This is a genomic window from Ruegeria sp. SCSIO 43209, assembly GCF_019904295.1.
GTDB lineage: Bacteria > Pseudomonadota > Alphaproteobacteria > Rhodobacterales > Rhodobacteraceae > Ruegeria.
The window spans coordinates 1,006,674-1,028,743 of record NZ_CP065359.1 but is presented as its reverse complement, the minus strand read 5'-3'; the positions used below and the strand labels follow the sequence as shown (position 1 = coordinate 1,028,743).

General features: G+C 57.9%; 18 protein-coding genes. 9 read left to right on the top strand and 9 right to left on the bottom strand.

The genetic code is table 11. The features are described from left to right. Positions 1-65: 65 nt before the first annotated feature. Positions 66-1,229, bottom strand: a complete 1,164-nt coding sequence (locus I5192_RS05220) for a pyridoxal phosphate-dependent aminotransferase (RefSeq protein ID WP_223117909.1) — start codon at positions 1,227-1,229, stop codon at positions 66-68. Between I5192_RS05220 and I5192_RS05215 the strand changes: the two genes are divergently transcribed. From I5192_RS05215 to I5192_RS05205, 3 genes are all read left to right on the top strand, one after another. Then, positions 1,228-2,613, top strand: coding sequence for a M48 family metalloprotease (locus I5192_RS05215; protein WP_223117908.1), 1,386 nt, complete (start codon positions 1,228-1,230; stop codon positions 2,611-2,613). The genes I5192_RS05220 and I5192_RS05215 overlap by 2 nt on opposite strands. Continuing rightward, a complete protein-coding gene (locus tag I5192_RS05210; RefSeq protein WP_170396556.1) occupies positions 2,610-3,368 on the top strand; it encodes a DsbA family protein in 759 nt (252 codons plus the stop codon). Before I5192_RS05215 ends, I5192_RS05210 begins: the two co-directional genes overlap by 4 nt. 67 nt (positions 3,369-3,435) lie before the next feature. Beyond that, complete coding sequence (locus I5192_RS05205; RefSeq protein WP_370644403.1) at positions 3,436-4,461, top strand: agmatine deiminase family protein; 1,026 nt, start codon at positions 3,436-3,438, stop codon at positions 4,459-4,461. A gap of 6 nt (positions 4,462-4,467) precedes the next feature. On the opposite strand, the gene ispG is transcribed toward I5192_RS05205, so the two are convergent. The 3 genes from ispG to hemA form a co-directional block, all read right to left on the bottom strand. Continuing rightward, positions 4,468-5,589: a flavodoxin-dependent (E)-4-hydroxy-3-methylbut-2-enyl-diphosphate synthase gene (gene ispG / locus I5192_RS05200; RefSeq protein ID WP_170396552.1), complete on the bottom strand. Its 1,122-nt coding sequence runs from the start codon at positions 5,587-5,589 to the stop codon at positions 4,468-4,470. Between the two features lie 70 nt (positions 5,590-5,659). Next, positions 5,660-6,874, bottom strand: a complete 1,215-nt coding sequence (locus I5192_RS05195) for a helix-turn-helix domain-containing protein (protein ID WP_170608901.1) — start codon at positions 6,872-6,874, stop codon at positions 5,660-5,662. Positions 6,875-7,004: 130 nt separating this feature from the next. Next, positions 7,005-8,228: a 5-aminolevulinate synthase gene (gene hemA, locus I5192_RS05190; protein ID WP_170403046.1), complete on the bottom strand. Its 1,224-nt coding sequence runs from the start codon at positions 8,226-8,228 to the stop codon at positions 7,005-7,007. 302 nt (positions 8,229-8,530) lie between these two features. Here hemA and I5192_RS05185 point away from each other — a divergent pair, with 302 nt between their 5' ends. Next, positions 8,531-9,916, top strand: a complete 1,386-nt coding sequence (locus tag I5192_RS05185; RefSeq protein ID WP_170663672.1) for a dipeptidase — start codon at positions 8,531-8,533, stop codon at positions 9,914-9,916. A 134-nt stretch (positions 9,917-10,050) separates the two neighbouring features. Here the strand turns inward: I5192_RS05185 and lpdA are convergent, their stop codons facing one another. Further along, complete coding sequence (gene lpdA / locus I5192_RS05180) at positions 10,051-11,445, bottom strand: dihydrolipoyl dehydrogenase (protein ID WP_223117906.1); 1,395 nt, start codon at positions 11,443-11,445, stop codon at positions 10,051-10,053. Between the two features lie 212 nt (positions 11,446-11,657). Between lpdA and I5192_RS05175 the strand changes: the two genes are divergently transcribed. Continuing rightward, positions 11,658-12,092: a hypothetical protein gene (locus tag I5192_RS05175; protein ID WP_170565982.1), complete on the top strand. Its 435-nt coding sequence runs from the start codon at positions 11,658-11,660 to the stop codon at positions 12,090-12,092. Here I5192_RS05175 and I5192_RS05170 read toward each other — a convergent pair. The 4 genes from I5192_RS05170 to I5192_RS05155 form a co-directional block, all read right to left on the bottom strand. Beyond that, a complete protein-coding gene (locus tag I5192_RS05170; RefSeq protein WP_170396541.1) occupies positions 12,089-12,667 on the bottom strand; it encodes a DUF924 family protein in 579 nt (192 codons plus the stop codon). The genes I5192_RS05175 and I5192_RS05170 overlap by 4 nt on opposite strands. Positions 12,668-12,774: 107 nt before the next feature. After that, positions 12,775-14,046: an MFS transporter gene (locus I5192_RS05165; protein ID WP_223117905.1), complete on the bottom strand. Its 1,272-nt coding sequence runs from the start codon at positions 14,044-14,046 to the stop codon at positions 12,775-12,777. A 106-nt stretch (positions 14,047-14,152) separates the two neighbouring features. Continuing rightward, positions 14,153-15,199 (bottom strand): tRNA preQ1(34) S-adenosylmethionine ribosyltransferase-isomerase QueA, encoded by a 1,047-nt coding sequence (gene queA / locus I5192_RS05160; RefSeq protein ID WP_223118268.1) that lies wholly within the window; start codon positions 15,197-15,199, stop codon positions 14,153-14,155. 44 nt (positions 15,200-15,243) lie between these two features. Continuing rightward, positions 15,244-18,627, bottom strand: a complete 3,384-nt coding sequence (locus I5192_RS05155; RefSeq protein WP_255612068.1) for a DUF3971 domain-containing protein — start codon at positions 18,625-18,627, stop codon at positions 15,244-15,246. 68 nt (positions 18,628-18,695) lie between these two features. Here I5192_RS05155 and I5192_RS05150 point away from each other — a divergent pair, with 68 nt between their 5' ends. The 4 genes from I5192_RS05150 to I5192_RS05135 all read left to right on the top strand — a co-directional run bounded on the left by I5192_RS05150 (position 18,696) and on the right by I5192_RS05135 (position 22,055). Then, positions 18,696-19,157 carry a peroxiredoxin gene (locus I5192_RS05150; protein WP_170512955.1) on the top strand — a complete coding sequence of 154 codons (462 nt, stop codon included), beginning with the start codon at positions 18,696-18,698 and terminating at the stop codon, positions 19,155-19,157. 85 nt (positions 19,158-19,242) lie between these two features. Further along, positions 19,243-20,061 carry a ferritin-like domain-containing protein gene (locus I5192_RS05145; protein WP_223118267.1) on the top strand — a complete coding sequence of 273 codons (819 nt, stop codon included), beginning with the start codon at positions 19,243-19,245 and terminating at the stop codon, positions 20,059-20,061. 178 nt (positions 20,062-20,239) lie between these two features. Continuing rightward, entirely contained in the window at positions 20,240-21,565 is a 1,326-nt protein-coding gene (locus I5192_RS05140; protein ID WP_223117903.1) for a M23 family metallopeptidase, read from the top strand. After that, positions 21,555-22,055 carry a polymer-forming cytoskeletal protein gene (locus I5192_RS05135; RefSeq protein WP_170396528.1) on the top strand — a complete coding sequence of 167 codons (501 nt, stop codon included), beginning with the start codon at positions 21,555-21,557 and terminating at the stop codon, positions 22,053-22,055. The genes I5192_RS05140 and I5192_RS05135 overlap by 11 nt, the downstream gene beginning before the upstream one ends. Positions 22,056-22,070: the final 15 nt, after the last annotated feature.

Below are 22,070 nucleotides of genomic sequence, written 5' to 3'. Positions count from 1 at the left end.
CCCTCAAGTTATCCCGAGATCGTTTGAGGCAGAGCCTATCGCATGACGCCGCCTTTGTGAACGCTTTAGGCCGATTGCGGGATCGCACCCCGCTTGGCCATAAAAAGTTGTAGCCGATCCAGCCCTTCCTGAATGTCTTCGGTCGATCGCGCATAGGAAAATCGCAGCGTCGTATGCCCGCGCACCGGATCGAAATCCAGCCCCGGCGTCACGGCAACCCCGGCTTTGTCGAGAATCTCGGCTGCAAATGCCCGGCTGTCATCGGTCAAGTCTGAGACATCCGCGTAAACATAAAACGCCCCATCCGGCGGTGCGATACTGGTAAAACCGGCCTTGGGCAACCCATCCAACATCAACAGACGATTGCGGCGGTATACATCCAGATTTGCCTGCAATTCGTCGTCACAATCTATAGCTGCCAATGCGGCCACCTGACTGGCGTGAGGCGCGCAGATGAACATGTTCTGGGCAATCCGCTCAACCACGCGCACCTGATCTTCGGGCACAACCATCCAGCCAACGCGCCAGCCGGTCATCGAAAAATATTTAGAGAATGAGTTGATCACATAGCACTCATCCGTCAGCTCCAGCGCAGTGACGGCTTTGGCCTCGTATTCCAGCCCGTGATAAATCTCGTCACTGATGAACGATGCACCCTGCCCGTGCGCCGCATCGATCAGCGCCTGCATCGCCTTGTGATCCAGCATTGTTCCAGTCGGGTTGGCAGGCGAGGCAACCATCAATCCCTGCAAATCAAGCCCCGTGAAATCGGCGGGCACCGGCTGTAGCCGGTTTTCCGGTGCTGTCGGCAAGTCTACCGGCACCAAACCCAAGGCTTTCAGGATTTGCCGATAAGAGGGATATCCCGGGGCACCAATCCCCACCCGATCACCGCTGTCGAACAGAGCGGTAAAGGCGAGCAAAAACCCGCCCGATGATCCCGGTGTGATGACCACCCGTTCTGGATTGAGATCAACGCCATACCATTCGCCATACATCTGCGCGATCCGCTGACGAAGAGCGGGCAAACCCAAAGCCACCGTATACCCAAGCGGCCCTTGTTCCATGGCCTTCGCCAATGCTTCGGTTGCCCCTTTGGGTGCGCCGGTCCCCGGTTGACCTACTTCCATGTGAACGACATGCCGCCCGGCTTCTTCCGCCTTGCGCGCGGCCTCCATCACGTCCATCACGATGAAGGGATTGACCCCGGAACGGGTTGAGTTTCTCATGGCCATCTCCCATGTTGCAGCCATGGCTTTTGAACGCTTATCCCGGCTGGCGTCAATCCCGGCCGTGTTGCTGCTGGCAGTGACATGGTCGATCAGCGCCATGCAGGCCAGCGCGCAAAGCCTTATCCGCGATCCCGACATTGAACACGGGCTGCAAGAGCTTGCCTTTCCGATCCTGCGGGCCGCTGGCCTGAACACCAACCGGGTGCGCGTACTGATCGTCAATGATGGTACGTTCAATGCCTTCGTGATCGATTACAACACGATCTATATCAACTATGGCTTGATCCTGAGCGTCGATACGCCCGAGATGCTGCAAGCGGTGATCGCACACGAGGCCGCGCACATCGCCAACGGCCACTTGGCCAGACGCTCAGAGAACCTGCGCGCGGCACAACGTAACGCGCAGCTTGGGACACTTTTAGCGCTTGCAGCCGCAGCCGCAGGTGGCGGAGAAGCTGCTGCAGGAATTGCAGCGGGCACACAAGCCTCGGCGCTGCGCAGCTTTCTGGGCCATACGCGGGCTGAAGAAGCCTCGGCGGATCGAAGTGCTGCCAGCTATTTGCGTTGGGCGGGAGTATCTCCGCGCGGGATGGTCAACCTGCACCGTAAGTTCGCGGGGCAAGAGCTGTTGAACCCCGTCAATCAAGACCCCTACATGCGCTCACACCCTACCAGCCGCGAACGTTTGCGCGCCGCCGAGGCCTTTCTGAACGAATTCGGCGACAAGGCAGAGCAAAACGCAAATGCCGATTACTGGTTCGCGCGGATCAAAGGTAAGTTGTCAGCCTTTCTTCGATCCCCGACCTGGACCATGCGTCGCGCGGGCGAAGAAAAAGATCGTGACATACGCCTGATGCGCGAGGCATCGGCCCATCATCAAAATCGCGATCTCGCCCGTGCCCGCGCCGCAATCAATGGTGCGCTTGAGATTCGCCCTGACGATCCGTTTTTTTATGAATTGAAGGGCCAGATTCTATTGGAGAACCGGCGCGTGCCCGAAGCTGTGGATGCCTACGGTGCAGCCGTTGATATGGCGCCCAACAATGCCCTGATCCTCGCCGGTTACGGACGTGCTTTGCTGGCGGATGGCAAGACGAAGAAAGCCCTGCAAGTGCTTGAAAAGGCGCGCGCACGCGACTATCGCAATGCCCGGCTGATGCAGGATCTGGGTTCTGCCTATTCGCAGGTGGGCAACAACGGAATGGCGTCTGCGGTGACTGCAGAACGCTATGCGCTGCAGGGCCGACTTGATGATGCGGGCATACATGCTAAACGGGCTGTTGCACAGCTCCCCGAAGGCTCTCCGGGTTGGCAAAGGGCACAGGATGTGTTGATTGCCTCGGAGCGCGCAAAGAAGAAGAAAAAGAGGAAACGGAAATGATCCTGAGACATGCTGCACCGGCCCTATTGGGTCTTTCCCTGATCACTGGTCCTGCGCAGGCGCTGGAATTGAACGCGATGAGCGACGCCGAGAAGGCCGAGTTTGGCGCACAAGTGCGCGAATACCTTCTGGAAAACCCCGAAGTGATCCTCGAGGCGATCAATATCCTTGAGGAACGCAATGCCGTTGCCGAGGCTCAGGCTGACAAGGAGCTCGTTGCGGCCAACGCTGACGAGCTTTTTAATGACGGTTACAGCTGGGTCGGTGGCAATCCGGACGGCGATATTACTCTGGTCGAGTTCATGGACTACCGTTGCGGTTACTGCCGGCGCGCCGTGCCCGAAGTGGCCACCCTGCTGGCCGAGGACGGCAATATCCGTCTTGTGATTAAGGAATTGCCGATCCTGGGCGATGCCTCTGTAGCGTCATCCCGCTTTGCCATCGCAACAAAACAGGTGGCGGGAGACGATGCCTATAAGCAGGTGCATGACGCTCTGCTGGAATTCAGCGGCGAGCCCTCCGAGGTGACCCTGCGCCGGATTTCAGATGGGCTGGGTCTGGACAGCGACGCGATCATCGCGGCAATGAACAGCGATGAGGTCACCGAAGAAATCGCAAAAACCCGCGATCTGGCGCAAAAGCTGCGGATTTCAGGCACACCGTCCTTTGTTCTGGGCACCGAAATGATGCGCGGGTACCTGCCCGCAGACCAAATGCTCCAGATCGCAAATGGTGTTCGGGCAGAACAGGGTTAAGTCATCACTGTGGGTTTCCAGCATGGATCGACGGAACCTCTTACTCACTGGAGGTGCGCTGAGTTTTATGGGCCTGTCTAAGCAAGCCCTCGCTCAGCGCACCTCAAACTTCTTTGTACCGGCGGAAGAAGCGCCCCACGAACGCACATTTATGCAATGGCCGGTCAGCCGCAAAGTTTACCGTGACCAGATCTTTCTGGATATGGTGCAACAAACCATCGCGGAAATCGCGAACGCCATTTCCGCCTTTGAACCCGTGACGATGCTTGCGGCGGGAAAGCACCATGCGGATGCACGTCAAAAACTTTCCTCATCAGTCGAGCTCTGGGATGTTCCAACCGAAGATTTGTGGTGCCGCGACGCAGGTCCAATCTTCGTGATCGACAATCGAGGCGGGATTGCGGTCACTCGTATCCAGTTCAATGGCTGGGGTCGGAAACAGGTGCACAAACACGATGCGCGGATCGCTGCCAAGGTTGCCGACCATCTCGGTCTGCCCCTGCTTCCGACCGGCTTGAAAGGCGAGGCCGGCGGTGTAGAACAAGACGGTCATGGGTTGATCATGGCCCATGAAAGCTCGTGGGTGAATGAGAACCGCAATCCAGACCTGTCACGCAATGAAATTGAATCTCGATTACTGGCTGCATATGGGGCCGACCGCATGGTCTGGTCTGATGGGGTCTGGGGCGAGGATATCACCGATTACCACATCGACAGTCTGGCGCGCTTCACCGGCCCTGGGCGCGTTTTGATCAACCTGCCAGACGAGCCGGATGTGGATGATCCGTTTCATGTCGCGGCCCTTGATACTCATGACCGTCTCGTCGCCGAAGGATTGCAGGTTGAGGTGATCCCTGAACCCAATAGGCGCCGAGTTAACGATCCCGAATTCGTGGCGTCTTATGCGAATTACTATATTTGTAATGGCGGCATCGTGATGGCCCAGTTTGGAGACCGCGAAACCGATGAGATTGCACAGATGGCCCTAGCTCGTCACTACCCCGGGCGCGAGATCATTGCATTGAATGTCGACGTATTGGGCGAGCTGGGCGGCGGCATTCACTGCGCAACACAGCAAATGCCTGTTGCATAGGCCTTGTTACTCAGCAGCTTCAGCTGCCGCATCCAGCTCTGCTGCCTTCTTTTCGACCTCTTCAACGATGTGATCAATCATCTGGTCGTTTGACATCTTGTGGCTGGCTTTGCCTGCCAGATAGACCATGCCCGAGCCTGCCCCGCCACCGGTGAAACCGACATCGGTCATCAGCGCCTCACCCGGACCGTTCACGACACAGCCGATGATCGACAGGCTCATGGGTGTCTTGATGTGTTCCAAGCGATGCTCCAACGCCTCAACCGTTTTGATTACGTCAAAACCCTGTCGCGCGCAGGAGGGGCATGAGATGATGTTCACGCCGCGATGGCGCAGGCCCAGAGATTTCAGGATCTCATAGCCGACCTTGACCTCTTCCACCGGATCAGCAGACAGGCTGACGCGGATCGTGTCGCCAATGCCCATCCACAGCAGATTGCCCAGACCGATGGCCGATTTGATGGTGCCGCTGACCAGCCCTCCGGCCTCGGTGATGCCCAGATGGATGGGCGCATCCGTCGCCTCGGCAATGCCCTGATAAGCCGCCGCTGACAGGAATACGTCGCTGGCCTTCACACTGATCTTGAAATTGTGAAAGTCGTTGTCTTCGAGAATACGGATATGCTCCAACCCGCTCTCGACCATCGCTTCGGGGCACGGCTCGCCGTATTTCTCAAGCAGGTGCTTTTCCAGGCTCCCTGCGTTCACCCCGATCCGGATCGAGCAATTGTGGTCTCGCGCGGCTTTGATGACCTCTTTCACCCGTTTTTCATCGCCGATATTGCCCGGATTGATCCGTAGACAGGCCGCACCGGCCTCGGCGGATTCGATTCCGCGACGGTAGTGGAAATGAATATCAGCCACGATAGGAACAGGGCTTTCGCGCACGATCTCTTTCAGCGCTTTTGACGAGGCCTCATCCGGGACCGAGACCCGCACGATATCCGCCCCCGCCTCTGCTGCCGCCTGCACCTGTGCCACGGTCGCAGCCACATCGGTGGTCAGCGTGTTGGTCATGGTCTGCACGGCAATCGGTGCGTCACCTCCGACGGGCACATTGCCAACCATGATCTGGCGGGATTTGCGGCGATAGATATTGCGCCAAGGGCGCACGTGATTGAGCGACATGAGGATCGATCCGGATCAGCCTGAATTGACCCTTAGATAGTTCGCCATCCCTTGGGGAGCAATGCCAAGATCACTCGGCGGGCGCTTCTGCCGCCTCGGTCTGCAACTCGGCCACCAGTTGCTTGAGTGCGCTGTTCTGATCGGCCTCAAGATCGGCAACTGCGAAGGTTTCTGCAACGGCATCCTTTGACAGAACAACACCTTTGGCCACCGTGCCCGGCGCGCCCACAGGACCAAAATGTTCGCCATTCATCGAGAAATAGACCGACCCCGCGGCTCCTGCTCGCAGTTGCGGGGGTTCCTCGGTGAGCGGCACTTCAAACGTGCTGCCCTGCTCAACGGTACCCAGAGTTCCTTCGAAAATCACGCTGCCATCGGCTGCCGTGACACGCATCCAAGCAGGGTTCACGGCCACGATCTTCAGCGTCGTATCCAGCTTTTCAACCACTTGAGGCAAGGCCGGGCGTTCAACCGTATGAACTTCGGTCACCTTGATCTGCGGAGGTTCGGGCGCGCGGAACGTTCCGACATTGCGCGGATCAAGGGTGGAAATCGGCGCATCCCGCGCCACCAGCACCGGCACATCAAGTGCCTGCGGACGATACAGACGATCCAGCGCTTCAGAGCTTGGCACCTCGGCGCTGGCCAGTTCCGTTGCCTCGGGCCGGGCCTGTGCGGCATCCAGCGGGTCAAGGTCTGTAAGCACGACGGGGGCCTGCTCAACCGGGCTGACCTGCACCTGCTGAATGCGGTTCAGAACCGACCAGCCCCCATAACCGATGCCGCCAATGACGGCCAACAGCACCAGCGTCGATCCAATAGCACGCGGTTCAATCTGGCTGACTACGGATTCGCGGCCCGGTATATAAGGCGTACTGGGCGAGACAAACGGATCACGTCCCATCGGCCCGCGTGAGGGCAAACCACCTTGCGCTTTTTTGACCACCGACGCCTCGGCTGACATGCCATGCGCAACCTCGAAACCGCTTTCCTGACAGAAGGTCGCAAAAGTCTCATCGGGGTTCATGCCCAGATAGCGGGCATATGAACGCACATACCCGGCGATGAAGCCGGGTGTGTCAAAGGCATCGGGATCTGCATTTTCGATGGCGGCGATGTAGTTGGCTTTGATTCGCAGTTCACGCTGCACATCCAGAAGCGACTTGCCCATCGTTGCACGTTCGCCGCGCATGACATCGCCAAGCCGTACCTCATAGTCATCAAAACCCTTGGGTCTGACGTCCATGTCTTCTTCGGAATCGCGCTGTGATCTGCGCCCAATCATTCCTGCTGCCCCATCTTTGCCTGTCGCGTGTTACGCGCAAACGTCGAATCGCCCCTATAACGATTCGTCCGCTTCTTTTGTTAGCGTAAGCTTAACACGCAGCAAACTCGTTGCACACTTTAGCGTGAGGTTATCCAGCAAGTTCGGCGCGATTTAGCGCACAATGTGACCAAAGTTCGTCCATTGCCTGCACCAGACGGTTCATTTCGTCGGGTCCATGCACCGGAGATGGCGTAAACCGCAGACGTTCGGTGCCGCGCGGAACGGTCGGGAAATTGATTGGCTGCACATAGATACCATAGTCATCCAGCAGCATATCGCTCAACTTCTTGGTGTGGACTGGGTTGCCAACGATCACCGGCACAATGTGGCTGCCGTGATCAATCAGAGGCATGCCAAGCCCTTTCAGCCTCAGCTTAAGAATGCTGGCCTGGGTCTGGTGCTGCTCGCGCAGTTCAGGCGCGCGCTTGAGATAGGCCACCGAGGCTGCCGCCCCTGCCGCAACCGCAGGAGGCAGCGAGGTAGTGAAGATGAAGCCCGGCGCATAGGACCGGATGGCATCGCACATCTTAGCGCTGGCGGCGATATAACCACCCATGACACCGTAGGCTTTGGCCAGCGTTCCGTTGATGATGTCAATGCGATGCGCCAACCGATCACGCTCGGTTACGCCCCCGCCGCGGGGGCCGTACATGCCAACCGCGTGAACCTCATCAATATAGGTCAAAGCACCGAATTCATCGGCCAGATCGCAAATCTCTTCAATGGGTCCGAAATCGCCATCCATCGAATAGACCGACTCAAACGCGATCAGCTTGGGGGCTGCAGGGTCATCAGCCTCAAGCAACTCACGCAGATGTGCCACGTCATTGTGGCGGAAGATGCGTTTGGCACCCCCGTTGCGGCGCACGCCTTCGATCATCGACGCATGGTTCAGTGCATCGGAATATATAATCAGGCCGGGGAACAATTTTGGCAGAGTGCTGAGTGTCGCGTCATTGGCGATATAGGCACTGGTGAATAGCAGTGCGGCTTCTTTGCCGTGCAAGTCCGCCAATTCAGCTTCCAGCCGTTTGTGATAGACTGTCGTGCCTGAAATGTTGCGCGTCCCGCCCGAGCCTGCGCCTGCGGCCTCCACCGCCTCGTGCATGGCCTCCAAAACAACAGGATTCTGACCCATGCCCAAATAATCATTGCCACACCACACGGTGATGTTCTGCTGCGAACCATCGGGACAAGTCCGTACCGCATGCGGAAAATGACCGTTCCGACGTTCAATATCGATAAAGGTCCGATAACGTCCTTCGTCATGCAGCCTGGCAATCGCTGTATCGAGCTGAGCAGTATAGTCCAACGGACCCTCCTTGGATGCCCGGTTATTATAGCCCCGGGCGACTTTTTTCGCCACTTCACAAGCCGGGCTGGAAGTATGGCGTCGCGTTCATCTGTCCAACTGGCCTACAGCCGAACAGCCGAACCCAACTTTGATTTGCATCAAATAACGCCAAACGCCTAAACCGACAAGCAAAGTTACGACCACAAGACGCGAGGAAACGCCGCAGGCCTTTCCCCCAGATCCAGCACAGAAACCTGCTGGACGGTACCGCCCATGCTGATAGGCTCTGTCCAATTTCAAGACCTTCCCAGGAGACCCCTATGTCGCTTGACGCTGTACTGAGCCGGATCGATACCGATCTGACCACCTCCATCGACCGCCTGATGGAGTTTCTGCGCATTCCCTCCATCTCGACTGACCCGGCCTTCAAGGACCAAGTCGACCAGGCTGCCGATTGGCTGGTGGCGGATCTGAAAAGTATCGGTATTGCAGCCGAAAAGCGCGAAACTCCGGGACATCCCATGGTCGTTGGCCATGTCGGTGAGGACAGCGGTGGGCCGCATGTTCTGTTCTATGGACACTATGATGTGCAACCTGTCGATCCGCTGGAGCTGTGGACACGCGATCCTTTCGATCCGGCTTTGGAAGACACTCCACACGGACAGGTGATACGCGGGCGCGGCGCTTCTGACGACAAAGGCCAACTGATGACCTTCGTCGAGGCCTGCCGCGCCTGGAAAGCAGTGCATGGCACCCTGCCCTGCCGCATCACGTTTTTCTTCGAAGGTGAGGAAGAATCCGGGTCGCCCTCACTCGTGCCATTTCTCAAAGCAAACAAATCCGAGCTTCAGGCGGATCTCGCGCTGGTCTGTGATACTTCGATGGTGTCGCGGGGGGTGCCTTCGATAGCGTCGCAATTGCGCGGCATGCTCAAGGATGAATTCACAATCATCGGTCCCCGCATCGACCTGCATTCGGGCCACTATGGCGGGCCGGGTCTGAACCCGCTGCGGGAACTGTCGTGCATCGTCGCATCCTTCTATGATGAAGAAACCGGCCGCGTCGCGGTCGAAGGTTTTTACGAAGGCGTACACGAAGTCCCGGCCGAGCAGTTGCGCCAATGGGAGAATTGCGGGTTTGATGAAGCGGAATACCTGAATTCGGTTGGCTATACCGAGCCGCACGGTGAAACAGGCTATTCCACGCTGGAACAACAATGGGCGCGACCCACACTCGAAGTGAATGGCCTTTGGGGAGGTTACAACGGCGCGGGCTCCAAGACCGTTATCCCGTCCGAGGCACATTGCAAGATCACCTGCCGCCTGGTCGGCGACATGGACCCGGATGCGCTCCGCAAAAGGATCCGCAAACATGTCGAAGAGCGCCTGTCTACGGATGCAAAAGTGGTCTGGGACAGTGATCTCGAAGGCTCTCCTGCTTCGGTGATGAACCTTAGCCGCCCAGAATTCGAAGCGGCCCGCAGAGCACTTTCGGACGAGTGGAATCGCGAGGCCGTTTTCACCGGGATGGGCGGATCAATCCCGGTGGTTGGATATTTCAATACAGTGTTGGGGCTGGATTCGATGCTGGTTGGGTATGCCAATGACGATGATGCCATCCACTCGCCGAACGAGAAATACGACGTCAAAAGCTTCCACAAAGGCATCCGCTCGTGGGCCCGTATATTGGAAGCAATAAATAAATGAGGATCCTTTGCGAGGCTCTGCCTCGCGCTCCGAGGTATTTTCGGCCAGATGAAGTACGGATCCCCTGCTTCATCTGGCTATAAGTATCTCGGGGGAGTCGCGGCTTGCCGCGGCGGGGGCAGAGCCCCCTGGCCTTACATGTGGATCACGCGTCCATAGGCATCCAGCACGCTTTCATGCATCATTTCAGACAGCGTCGGATGCGGGAAGACGGTGTTCATCAGGTCTTCTTCAGTGGTTTCCAACTGGCGACCGACCACATAGCCCTGAATAAGCTCTGTGACTTCGGCACCGATCATGTGTGCTCCGAGCAATTCCCCGGTCTTGGCATCGAAGACGGTCTTGATCAGTCCCTCGGGCTCACCAAGCGCGATGGCCTTGCCGTTGCCGATGAACGGGAAGCGTCCGACCTTGATGTCATAACCCAGCTCTTTGGCCTTGGCTTCGCTATATCCAACCGAAGCGACCTGAGGCTGGCAATAGGTGCAGCCCGCGATGCTTTCAGGCTTCACCGGATGTGCGTGTTTGCCCGCGATCAGCTCAGCTACCATCACGCCTTCGTGGCTGGCTTTGTGTGCCAGCCAGGGCGCCCCGGCGATATCACCTATAGCGTAAAGCCCGTCTACCCCAGTGCGGCAGTATTCATCGGTGACCACGTGCGTGCGGTCGATCTTCACACCCAAGGCTTCAAGCCCGAGGTTTTCCACATTACCGACGATGCCCACGGCCGAGATCACCGTGTCAAAATCGTGTTTCTCAACCTTGCCTTTCACCTCGATATGCGCAGTCACCTTGCCCTTGGCGCGGTCCAATTGTTTAACCATCGCCTTTTCCATGATGGTCATGCCCTGCTTGGTGAAAGCTTTCTTGGCAAATGCACTGATCTCGGCATCTTCTACAGGCAGCACTCGATCCATCACCTCGACCACGGTCGTGTCCGCGCCCAAAGTGTTATAGAAGCTGGCGAATTCGATCCCGATCGCACCCGAGCCGATGACCAGCAGTTTCTTGGGCATCCGCGGCGGTTGCAGCGCGTGTTTATACGTCCAGACCAGATCGCCATCCGCTTCAAGGCCCGGCAGTTCGCGCGCCCGGGCACCGGTGGCCAGAACGATATTCTTCGCGGTTAGGTCTTCCGTGCCTTTGTCTGTTTTGACGCTGACCTTGCCCTTGGCGGGGATCGATGCCTCACCCATGACAACAGCGACTTTGTTCTTTTTCAGCAGATGACCTATGCCGCCGGACAACTGCGCGGCAACACCGCGCGAGCGATTCACAACCGCATCCAGATCGTAGCCGACCTTGTCTGCTTTCAAGCCAAAATCCTTGGCACGCTCCATCAGGTGAAACACTTCCGATGATCGCAGTAGTGCCTTTGTCGGGATACAGCCCCAGTTCAGGCAGATACCACCCAGATGTTCGCGCTCGACAACAGCGGTCTTCAGGCCCAGTTGCGCCGCGCGAATAGCGGCTACATAGCCACCGGGGCCAGCCCCGATTACGATCAGATCATAAGATTGTGCAGCCATGTTTCCCTCTCGGCACAGGTCAGTTCAAAAACTAGTTTACCGTTAAACTATTTTTTACAACGCATCAACATCAGAGCCCGCGACATATGTGACGCGGGGTCAAATCAGGTATTTGGAGCTGAATTCAGCCTATACCCACGTTACCGCAAAGGCTAGAACTGACGAATATGCACTACCAGTTTTTGACCTTCCCGATTTTCGAAAGGCGTATCATGGCTAAAACGCTCAAAGATTTACTGCTCGCTCTTTTGAACGCGACATTGATATTGTTGGCTTTATGCCTGTTTTTGGGGTGGAAACTTGCGCAGTCTGTCGATCAGATCCGGGTCGGGTTTGCTGAGAACCTGCAGGTCGTGGCGCCGCTACGAGATCAGGCGCAGGGAATTCGTGGGGAACTGGCCGCGTTGCGCAGCGATCTTGCGACCCTTGGCAGTCAGGGCACGCAGCTCGATGCGGTCACGCGCCAACAGTTGAATGCGGCATTGCGACGTTTGGGTGATCTGGAGGGGAAGCTGGAAGACACTCAGGCCCGATTGGCGGGCCTGGTCGAAAAACCAGAAGACTTGATCGACTATGCCATCACGACATCCGCCGACACTGTCACCGACCGCCTTCTGATCCTAAAAGGCTGTGAGCCCGCGACCTAGGTCGCGGCCTGCAACTCGCGCACAGTCGAACCATATCCGCCATTACTGACATATGCGGCTTCGTGTTCAGTGGTCGCGCGTTCCAGCGCATCGTTTCGATACGGGAAACGACCGAACTTGCGGATCACTTCACGATGAGCGCGCGCATGAAGCAGATTGCTCTCGCCGCCTTCCGGCATCCGTTCGATCATAAGGCGCACACAGCGCTCCTGATCGCACAGATTTTCCGAATGCATCATCGGCAAATAAAAGAACTGCCGCGCCGGTTCGTCGATCTTAAGATCCCAGCCTTTGTCGACCGCGCATTTCGCTGCAGCCAGTGCTGCCCGATCCGATGCAAAGGCCTGTTTGCTTCCCCGGAACATGTTGCGAGGCAACTGATCCATAAGAATAATATAGGCCAGCGAACCGCTAGGATAGGTCAGCCAAAGCGAGAATTTACCCTCACACGCGGCTTCCCATGTTGAAAGAAATTTATCCCGGATCCGCGCATCCAGCGCTTCATCCTGCAGGTACCACCCCTCGGGGCCAACCTCATCTAACCAAAAACTCAATACTTCTTCAGGACCTACCATTGCCCTAGACTCCGTAATTGCCCTCCCCAGGACGTAACGTCATTAAAATCACTTTTACAGATTTGTGACAGTAACATATTGCAACACAAAAGTCACATTTCCGGCGCTCAGGCGGGTTCTTGCGTATCCTGCTCGTCCTGGGCTGCCTCAATGGCGACCTCTTGCGCAACTTCCAGAGCAACGGGCGAAGATGTCGGGTAAATCGGGGCAATCGATCCGGTTTCATCCACGGGTTTGTAGACGCGCTGGGTCATACGATAGGCCGCATAGGCGGCCATGATGAACATCAGCGCCGCGATGAACAGGAAAAAGCCTTGTGGGCCGAGCACGCCAGCCCCCATTAGCCAACCGGTGATAATTGGACCTGCGATAGCGCCCAAGCCGTTAATAAAAACCAGGCCGCCCGAAGCCGCCGACATATCGTCATACTCCAAGTAGTCATTGGTATACGCGATCAACAGAGAATAAAGCGGGCTTGTCATGCCGCCGATGATAAAGGCAGCTACGAGAAGCATGGTGAAAGTGACGCCCAGTATCATGCCTATCACGGCGCCTACCCCACCAACAGCGGCCACCAGCATGATCAGCAGACGGCGGTCCATTCTGTCGGACATCCAGCCCAACGGATATTGCAGGACTACGGCGCCGATATAAAACACCGCTACGAAGGTCGAAATCTCGACCAGACTCAATCCAACCTGAGCGCCATAAACGGCGCTCATCCCGAATTGCGCTGAAAATATCCCGCCAAGCAAGAACATGCCGACGCAGCCCAGCGGCGATGTTTCCATCAGCTGGCGCAATGTCATCGGTTTGGTGGTATCGAACGCCGGGGTCGGAGAAATGGACAGCAGGATAGGCGCAAATGAGATCGAAACCAATATAGAAGCGATGACAAAGGTCTCATATCCTGCCGGGTCGCCGACCAGCAACAAGGCCTGGGCACTCACCACACCTGTCATCTGCACCATCATATAAAGCGACAGCGCCTGCCCTCGGTTCTCGTTGTTTGCGGCATTGTTCAGCCAGCTTTCCGCGGTCACATACACGCCCGAAAAACAGAACCCGATAATCACGCGGCCAATCGACCATGCAATTGGATCGGTCAGCATCGGATACATGATCATGACAGCCGAGATGAACGAGGCCAGCGCCGCAAACACGCGCACGTGCCCCACGCGGCGGATCATTTCAGGTGCCAGACGCGAGCCGCCAAGGAACCCAAGGAAATAGGCCGACATCACAAAGGACATCTCGAAGGTCGAGAATCCCTCGATTTCTCCACGCACCCCCAGCAACGTGCCTTGCAGGCCATTGCCGACCATCAGCAACCCCATTCCCAGAAGAAGCGCCCAAGCGCTGGAAAGAACCTGAAGCATTCTGCCTATCCAAAATTGCTGGTGTGTTTTGTCCGCTTTGCCGTCAATGACGAAGCACGTCGCGCTTGTCTACGACATTGTAAGGGCGCAGATGGCCAAGATACGACTATGGTATCAGCAGAGACGCGTCGCCGTATGAGAAAAAGCGATATTCTTCTGCGATAGCGTGGTCATAGACCGACTTGACCCGATCCTGCCCAATCAACGCCGAAACCAGCATCAGCAATGTGGATTTCGGCAGGTGGAAATTGGTCATCAGCGCATCAGTGACGTGAAATTCAAAACCTGGGTATATGAAGATATCGGTCTCGCCTTCCCACGGCGCGATCCGGCCGCGTCGTGCTGCGCTTTCGATCAGTCGAAGGGCAGTTGTGCCCACCGGGATAACGCGCCCGCCCGCTTCTTTGGTCGCCGCAATCTCGGCAGCGGCCTGCGCGCTGACACGTCCCCATTCGGCGTGCATCTTGTGGGTGGTCACGTCTTCCACTTTGACCGGCAGAAATGTGCCTGCCCCCACATGCAGTGTGACATGCGTGAATTCGACACCGCGCTCCGATAGCGCCTGCAAAAGCGCATCATCAAAATGCAAGGACGCGGTTGGGGCCGCTACGGCTCCGGAGTTTCGCGCCCACACAGTTTGGTAGTCGTTCTTGTCCTGTTCATCCGCTGCACGTTTCGCTGCGATGTAGGGAGGCAACGGCATCGCGCCGGCCTGCTCCAACGCTTGATCGAAATCCTCTCCGGTCAGGTTGAAGCGCAGATAGGCTTGGCCATCGGCAACTCGGTCCAGGGTTGCGCTCAGATCGTCTGAGAATACGATCTCTTCGCCCGGTTTGATCTTCTTAAGCGGCTTGATCAGCGCGGCCCAACAACCATCAGATTGCGGGTCCAGCAACGTTGCCTCAATCGCGGCAGATACCGGCCCTTGCGCGCTGTCACGGTGGCGGCGACCGCTGAGGCGAGCGGGAATGACGCGGGTGTCGTTCAGCACCAGACGGTCCCCGGCCTGCAATATGTCCGGCAGATCGAACACGTGCCGGTCCTGAACAGCATCACCCTGCGCAAGCAGCAGTCGCGCTGACGAGCGCGGGCTGACGGGACGCGTGGCAATCAGGTGTTCGGGCAGGTGGAAGTCAAAGTCGCTGAGTTTCATGGCCGCGCCATACATCGGCCCGACAGATTCGGCCACAGCTCAGATCAGCGATCCTCACCACGTGTCTGGAAGGCGGGATTGGGTTCGCCAGATCGATCCGGTGTGGCATTCGGGCCATCCGAGACCGTTGGCGCGGGCTCGCGCAACAGGTTGCGCAGAAACAGAGGTGCGAGGCCAGACAGAGGATTGACCGAAACTTGCGGGTCGGACAGCGGTCCGGACAAAGTGTAGTTGAAGGCAAAGATACCTTCCCCCTTTTTGGTCAGAACGCTGCCAATAGCATTGACCAGATAGATCGGTGAAATCGCGCCGCGCAGGTTCAGCATCCCGGCTACAGTGTCGACCGTACCGTCAAAGGACAGCCCCATTGATGGACCTACGGCACTACCGCTCAGCACTTTCACCTCGGTCGGAGTGATACGCATTTTGCTGTCGATGGCTGCGAAGAAAATGCCTTGCCCCGCCATTTCATCCAGCAACCCCACCAGACTGATCGCGTTCAATATCGCTGCCATGGCCGGGGCGTCCGTGATCCGCGTATTTTTGATTTTCAGGTCGACGTCATAGTTTCCAGGCTCCGCGATCGGATCCAGCTGCAATTGCATTGTTCCACCGCGTGCCTGCGTCAGAACCCCCGCTGATCGCAGAACTGCCCCCGCATCGTCCGAGGTTAGACCAACCGCAGATCGGGACGCGCGCGGGGTGACCTGTCCGCGGATCGCTGCACCGCCATTGACCTGCGACGCAAAGCTGCCGGTCAGTCCGCCAGTGGTTTGAAACGAGCCAGTCAACCCGGTCAACGCAACGGATTCAGTGACTTGTAGTCGGTCCAGCTTCACATCCAGCTTTGGCCCGGGCCCGGCAGCACCACTGCTGCTGCCTCCCTCGCCGATAGTGGATTTTCCCAGATCAAGCACGCCGCCCAACACACGGATATCTGGCAGCGCGGCACCACGCCCAATCAATTCCGCCGGAACTGCAAGCCAGTCGCCCAGTTCGAACGTGCTGAACCGTACCCTTTCGAACCCGCCATCCCGGAACGAGATCGCTGCAGTTGTCCGTAGACCAGCAGCGTTGATCCGAAGGGAATCGACACTTAGCTGAGCGCCCAGCATGGCCTCGGCAGTCAGAGAGCCGCCAGTGCTGGCTGATTTGCGCCATCCAAGCTCAGGGATCGCCAACGCGACGCCAACCAAATCGGACTGTGCCGATAAGCGCGGGGGCTCACCCGCACCAAGACTCAGGCTGAAATCGGCGATCCCCTCTCCGGTCAACATGCCGCGCGGCAGTCCGGCATTGATTTGTTCCATCAGACGCGGGGAGAGTTCGATTTGACCTGTCAGTTCGCTTTGCTGCGGGGTTTCGCCTCCGATCGGCTGCCGCCAAAGCGCTTCAACCGGTACGACACCAAACAGCCCCTCGCCCTGGATGGCCACTTGCGTCTGGTCGCCGTTCAGGTCCAATCGGTCTGCGCTGACTTCAAATCCGGGTACCAGCTTGCTGCTGTCCAAATTCGACAACTCGCCAACAAAATGGAACCTGGTATCTTCCAGCTTCAGGCCCTTAATCAACGGCAAGGAAAGCGTTCCATTCAGACTGACCTGACCGTCGGCCAGATCCACCGGCAGATTGGCCTTGGTCAACAGTTGCAGCGGCGGGCGGTCCAGCAATGACATGGCTGCGGTTACACTGCCGCTGGCCTTAATCCGCGCAATGGCCGGGGTGGTTTTTTTGATGCCGGTATCGGGAATGATGAACGAGGTGCCCGAGGCATCAACAGCACCTCCTTCATCCGCGATCACAATCCCCTTTTGCGCCGAGACGGTAAAGCGCCGGTTGAGCAGGCTGGCCTGTCCCTGCGCGTCTTGGATGGTTGGCAACGTCTTGGCGAACCGTATCTCGGTCTTGTCGAATTCGAAATCCGCATAGATGTCCGGCTTTTCTCCGGGCCGCAAACGCAGGGCGAAATCCAGATCGGACATTTCTCCGTGATAGAGGTTATCGGTGACCCAAAGGCGCGGTTTCGGGGCAAGTCGTTCGGGCCAGTAGTTCAACAGCTGATCAGAGCTCATCCGATCAATCTGTGCATCAATGGCTGCGACCCAGCCGTCGGTCAAACCAGCCAGAGACCCGCTGAGCCGTGCGCGATGTGCACCGTCTTCAACCGTCATTTGCCCCAGCTGTATACGGAACGGCGCAAGTTTCATCTGGAAATCAACATCGGCCCGCGTCAGATTCAGTGCTTCGGGGAACAGATTGGCCGGGTTGATCTCAATCCCGCTGAGGCGGAACTGCCCCGACATACTGTCCAACCCGCCAGCTTTGACCCCATGTAGAAAGGCCTTGCCATCTGCCTGCACCGTACCCCAGGCAGACTGGATCGAGACTTCATTGAAATCCAGCGCCTGTTGTTTCGGGTCGTAGGTAAAATACGTCCGCGCCGCGTCGAATTTGATCGGTGTTGTTTCAGGCGTGGGCTGCACGGCGCCTGCACCCAGATTCAACGTGGCAAAGACCGGCCCCAGCGCGCCCTCAGTATCAATGCCACCCCTCAAAGCACCTGAGATCGGTGTGCGAAGTACCTGCATCCATGCCAGCGCCGGGCTGTGGCCTGCGATATCCTCGGCGGGAAGATCGGTGATCGAGATGCCGAACTGCGCAGCCGGACTGCCCAGCAAACTGGTATAGTTGGCCTCGATCGTGCTGACATAATCGCGACCGGCCAGCACCGAGAAATTGGTGGCCAGACGAACCTCACCCGCGCTGCGGTTGGCCTGAATACGCCCGCCGTCCAGCACCCAGGACCGGCCCAGCCGCAGGTCCTGATAGTCCAGCGTAATTGCATCCAGTTCGACCGAGGTCAGGGCTGACAAAATAGGCGCCTGGAACACCTCGTCCGATGATTCAATCAGCTGCGCCAGGTTCCGGGCCTGACCGACCGGCGCACTTCCGGCACCGACCGTCAGCGACAGCGCTCCATCGACACCCCGTGTCAGTGCAATCTGCGCGCCTTGCAATATGATCCGCTTCGGGCGCACATGCCCGCGCAACAGCGGGCGCATCGACAGGCTGGCCCGCAGGTCGGACACTTCGGCAATCTGCCGTCCGTCCGCATCGCTGATACGAACATCGGTCAGTCGCAATCGCGGACGCCAGCCTTCATGAATGATGAAACTGACATCGCCGAACCGAACTTTGACGCCACCCAATGTCTGATCAAGGCGCGCCTCGACCCGGTCGCGCAACCAATCCGGCGCGTGCATGCGCTGGCCGACAACCATAAAGCCGGTGACCAGTGCCAGAAATCCAAGGATGAAGACACCGCGCAATGTCCACAGCCCTGCGGTCCGACGCCGCGACCGACGGCGGGGTTTCTTATCCGCCTTCGTGTCATCCTGCTGTTCTTGCTGGACCAATTTGCGTCTCACGCCTTTCAACCTGTCAACGGAGCCCTATGATATGCGGCAACCGTTAATTTCTCAGCCGGAGTTTGAATATGCCCGAAGTCTCAGACATCGCACCCGACTTTACACTGCCTCGCGACGGCGGCGGCGAGGTGACCCTGTCGGAACAGCGTGGCCGCGCGGTCGTTCTGTTTTTCTATCCCCGCGATGATACGCCGGGCTGCACCAAGGAATCCATCGGTTTCTCGGAACAACTACAAGCCTTTGCGGATGCGGGTGCTAACGTTTTCGGCATTTCGCGCGATACCGTGGCAAAGCATGACAAATTTGTCGCCAAGCACGGCCTTACGACGCCGCTTTTGTCCGATGAGGGTCAGAGCGTGTGCGAAGATTATGGCGTCTGGATCGAAAAGAACATGTACGGACGCAAATCCATGGGGATCGAACGCTCGACCTTTCTGATTGATGCGGATGGAAAAATCGCCCGCGTCTGGCGCAAGGTGAAAGTGCCGGGTCATGTGGACGAAGTGTTGGAGGCCGCACGCGCGCTCTAGCCCTCTCGACCCGCGCGGGCATCAAGGGTATGACCCGCGCGGAGTGAAGCGTAAGGGGGCAAGCGTGTCAAAAACACTGACCGAAATGGCGACCGAGGTTTTGACCACATCAGTCGGTCGCGAGAAAACCGCCCTGTCCAAACGATACGCCGCTGCCTGGTTCGCAGCCCGGCAAGGCGACGCGCCCAAGATCGAAGTGGGCACCGCAAAGCCACCGCTATACCCTGCGCGACCTGAAAAGCCCGAACTGTTGTCGCCTCGTGATGTACCGCGCCGAAGGGCGGGGTCCGAGGCCGGCCGCATCGCACTGTTGCACGCTGTCGCTCATATAGAGTTGAACGCCGTGGATCTGCATTGGGATATCATCGCCCGGTTTGGCCATGTGCCCATGCCCATCGGCTTCTATGACGATTGGGTGAAATGCGCCGAAGAAGAATCGCGCCATTTTGAGATGGTCTGCGACTGCCTCGAACAGATAGGCAGCCACTATGGCGCCCTGCCCGCCCATGCAGGCATGTGGCGCGCCGCCGAGGACACCGCACAGGATCTTATGGGTCGTCTTGCCGTCGTCCCAATGGTGCTTGAGGCACGTGGGCTGGACGTGACCCCCGGAATGATCGACATTTTCCGCAAGGCCAAGTCTGACGACGCAGTCGCTGCACTGGAAGTGATTTATGCCGAGGAAGTTGGTCACGTCGCCTATGGCTCGAAATGGTTCCACTTCTTGTGCGGGCGCGAGAATGCCGACCCCAAGGATGTATTCCACGCCCTCGTCCGCCGCTATTTCCACGGCGCGCTGAAACCACCATTTAACGAAGAGAAACGGGCCGAGGCCGGACTGCCGCCAGATTTCTATTGGCCCCTGACCGAAGACCTGCCACCACCCGGAGTTGTGTCGGACTGACCGCAAATGCTCGCTATCGGCAAGTTCTCGCCGATCACGTGCGGTAATTCTCCGTTCATAGCTCTTGATTGGTTAACAAACTTGCCCGAATGCCTCGACCGCTTTATGCAATCGCGTCAAGGAGCGGCTACTCACTCACGACCGGCTCCGAGATATGGGGACAATTGAGGTAGGACGCGTGCGGACACGTCTGGCAATTAAACTACACTCACTGCTCGAGCGGCACTTTCCAGAGCGCCGTGTTTTTCTGAAATCTGACAACGACACGCGGTTCATCCGACTGAGTTCTGAAACTCAGATCGCTGCAGTCGCCGGTGTGTCGGTGATGGTCGCCTGGACCGCGATTGCCACGTCAGTTCTGTTGATGGACAGCATCGGATCGGGCAATTTCCGGGAACAGGCCAAGCGCGATCAGGCGACCTATCAAGAACGTCTGAACATCCTGTCGGAAGAGCGCGATGCGCGTGCGGCCGAAGCTCTGGCTGCACATGACAGGTTCAACGCGGCTTTGGAACAGATTTCGGTCATGCAGTCCGAATTGCTGGAATCCGAGAACCGCCGGCGCGAGTTGGAAACCGGCATCGAGGTGATCCAAACCACGCTGCGTGCCACTATGAAGCAACGCGAAGACGCGCGGACCAAACTGGCCGAACTGCAACCCAGCACTGATGCGGACGCGGCTTATGCGATGGCATCGGCAAACCCGGAACAGATGGCGTTCATGACCGATGCCCTGGCCCGGACCGCGGCGCAGCGCGACCAGATCGCTGCCGATGCGCAAGGCGCGTTGGACCAGCGTGACGAGCTCGAGCTTGAAATCCGCCTGATGCAGGAGCGCAGCGACGAGATTTTCCGCCAGTTGGAAGAGGCGATGCTGATCTCGGTCGAACCTCTCGACAAGATGTTCCGCAGCGCGGGCATGCCAACAGATCGTATCCTCGACGAAGTTCGGCGCGGATATAGCGGTATGGGCGGTCCGCTGACCCCTTTATCCTTCAGCACCCGCGGTGAGGAACTGAGCCCCGACCAGATCCGCGCCAATATCCTGCTGGAACAGATGGACCAGCTGAACCTCTATCGTATCGCTGCGGAAAAGGCCCCCTTCGCCAGCCCGGTGCGTGCAGCGGTTCGTTTCACCAGCGGCTACGGTACGCGGCGCGACCCAAAGACCGGCGGTCGCCGCATGCATAATGGCGCTGATTTCGCCGGCCCCTCGGGCACCGATATCTTCGCGACTGCTGATGGTGTTGTCACTCATGCAGGCTGGCAATCGGGTTTCGGACGGCTGGTAAAGATCAAGCACGCCTTTGGGATTGAGACACTTTACGCTCATAACACCAAGGTACGCGTAAAGGTTGGTCAAAGGGTCTCGCGCGGGGATCATATTGCTGATATGGGTAGCACCGGACGGTCGACCGGCACACACCTGCACTACGAGGTCCGTGTGAACGGAAAACCTGTTAACCCAATGACTTACATCAAGGCTGCGAGAAATGTTTTCTAAGAGCAAAATCAACGAACCCGGATCGAAAGAGACTGAGGCAGCAAAACCAGCCGCTCCGGCCACTCCGGCAACACCTGCACCGGCTGAAACAAAGGCCAGCACCCCTCCCAAGCCCAAGCCACCCGCATCGGTGCTGTCCTCGGATTTGCACATCACCGGTAACATCAAGACCTCGGGCGATATCCAGGTCGAGGGCACCGTCGAAGGAGACATCCGCGCCCATCTGCTGACCATCGGCGAGACTGCCACCATCAAGGGCGAAGTCACTGCAGATGACGTAGTGGTCAACGGCCGTATCGTGGGCCGCGTCCGTGGCCTGAAGGTCCGCCTGACCTCGACCGCCCGCGTCGAAGGCGACATCATTCACAAGACCATCGCCATTGAAAGCGGCGCGCATTTCGAAGGTTCGGTGCAGCGTCAGGACGACCCGCTGAACCCGGGCCGCAGCGGCAAATCGGGTGCCAACCCGGCGGCGGAAGTGAAGCAGTAAACACTTATCGGCAAG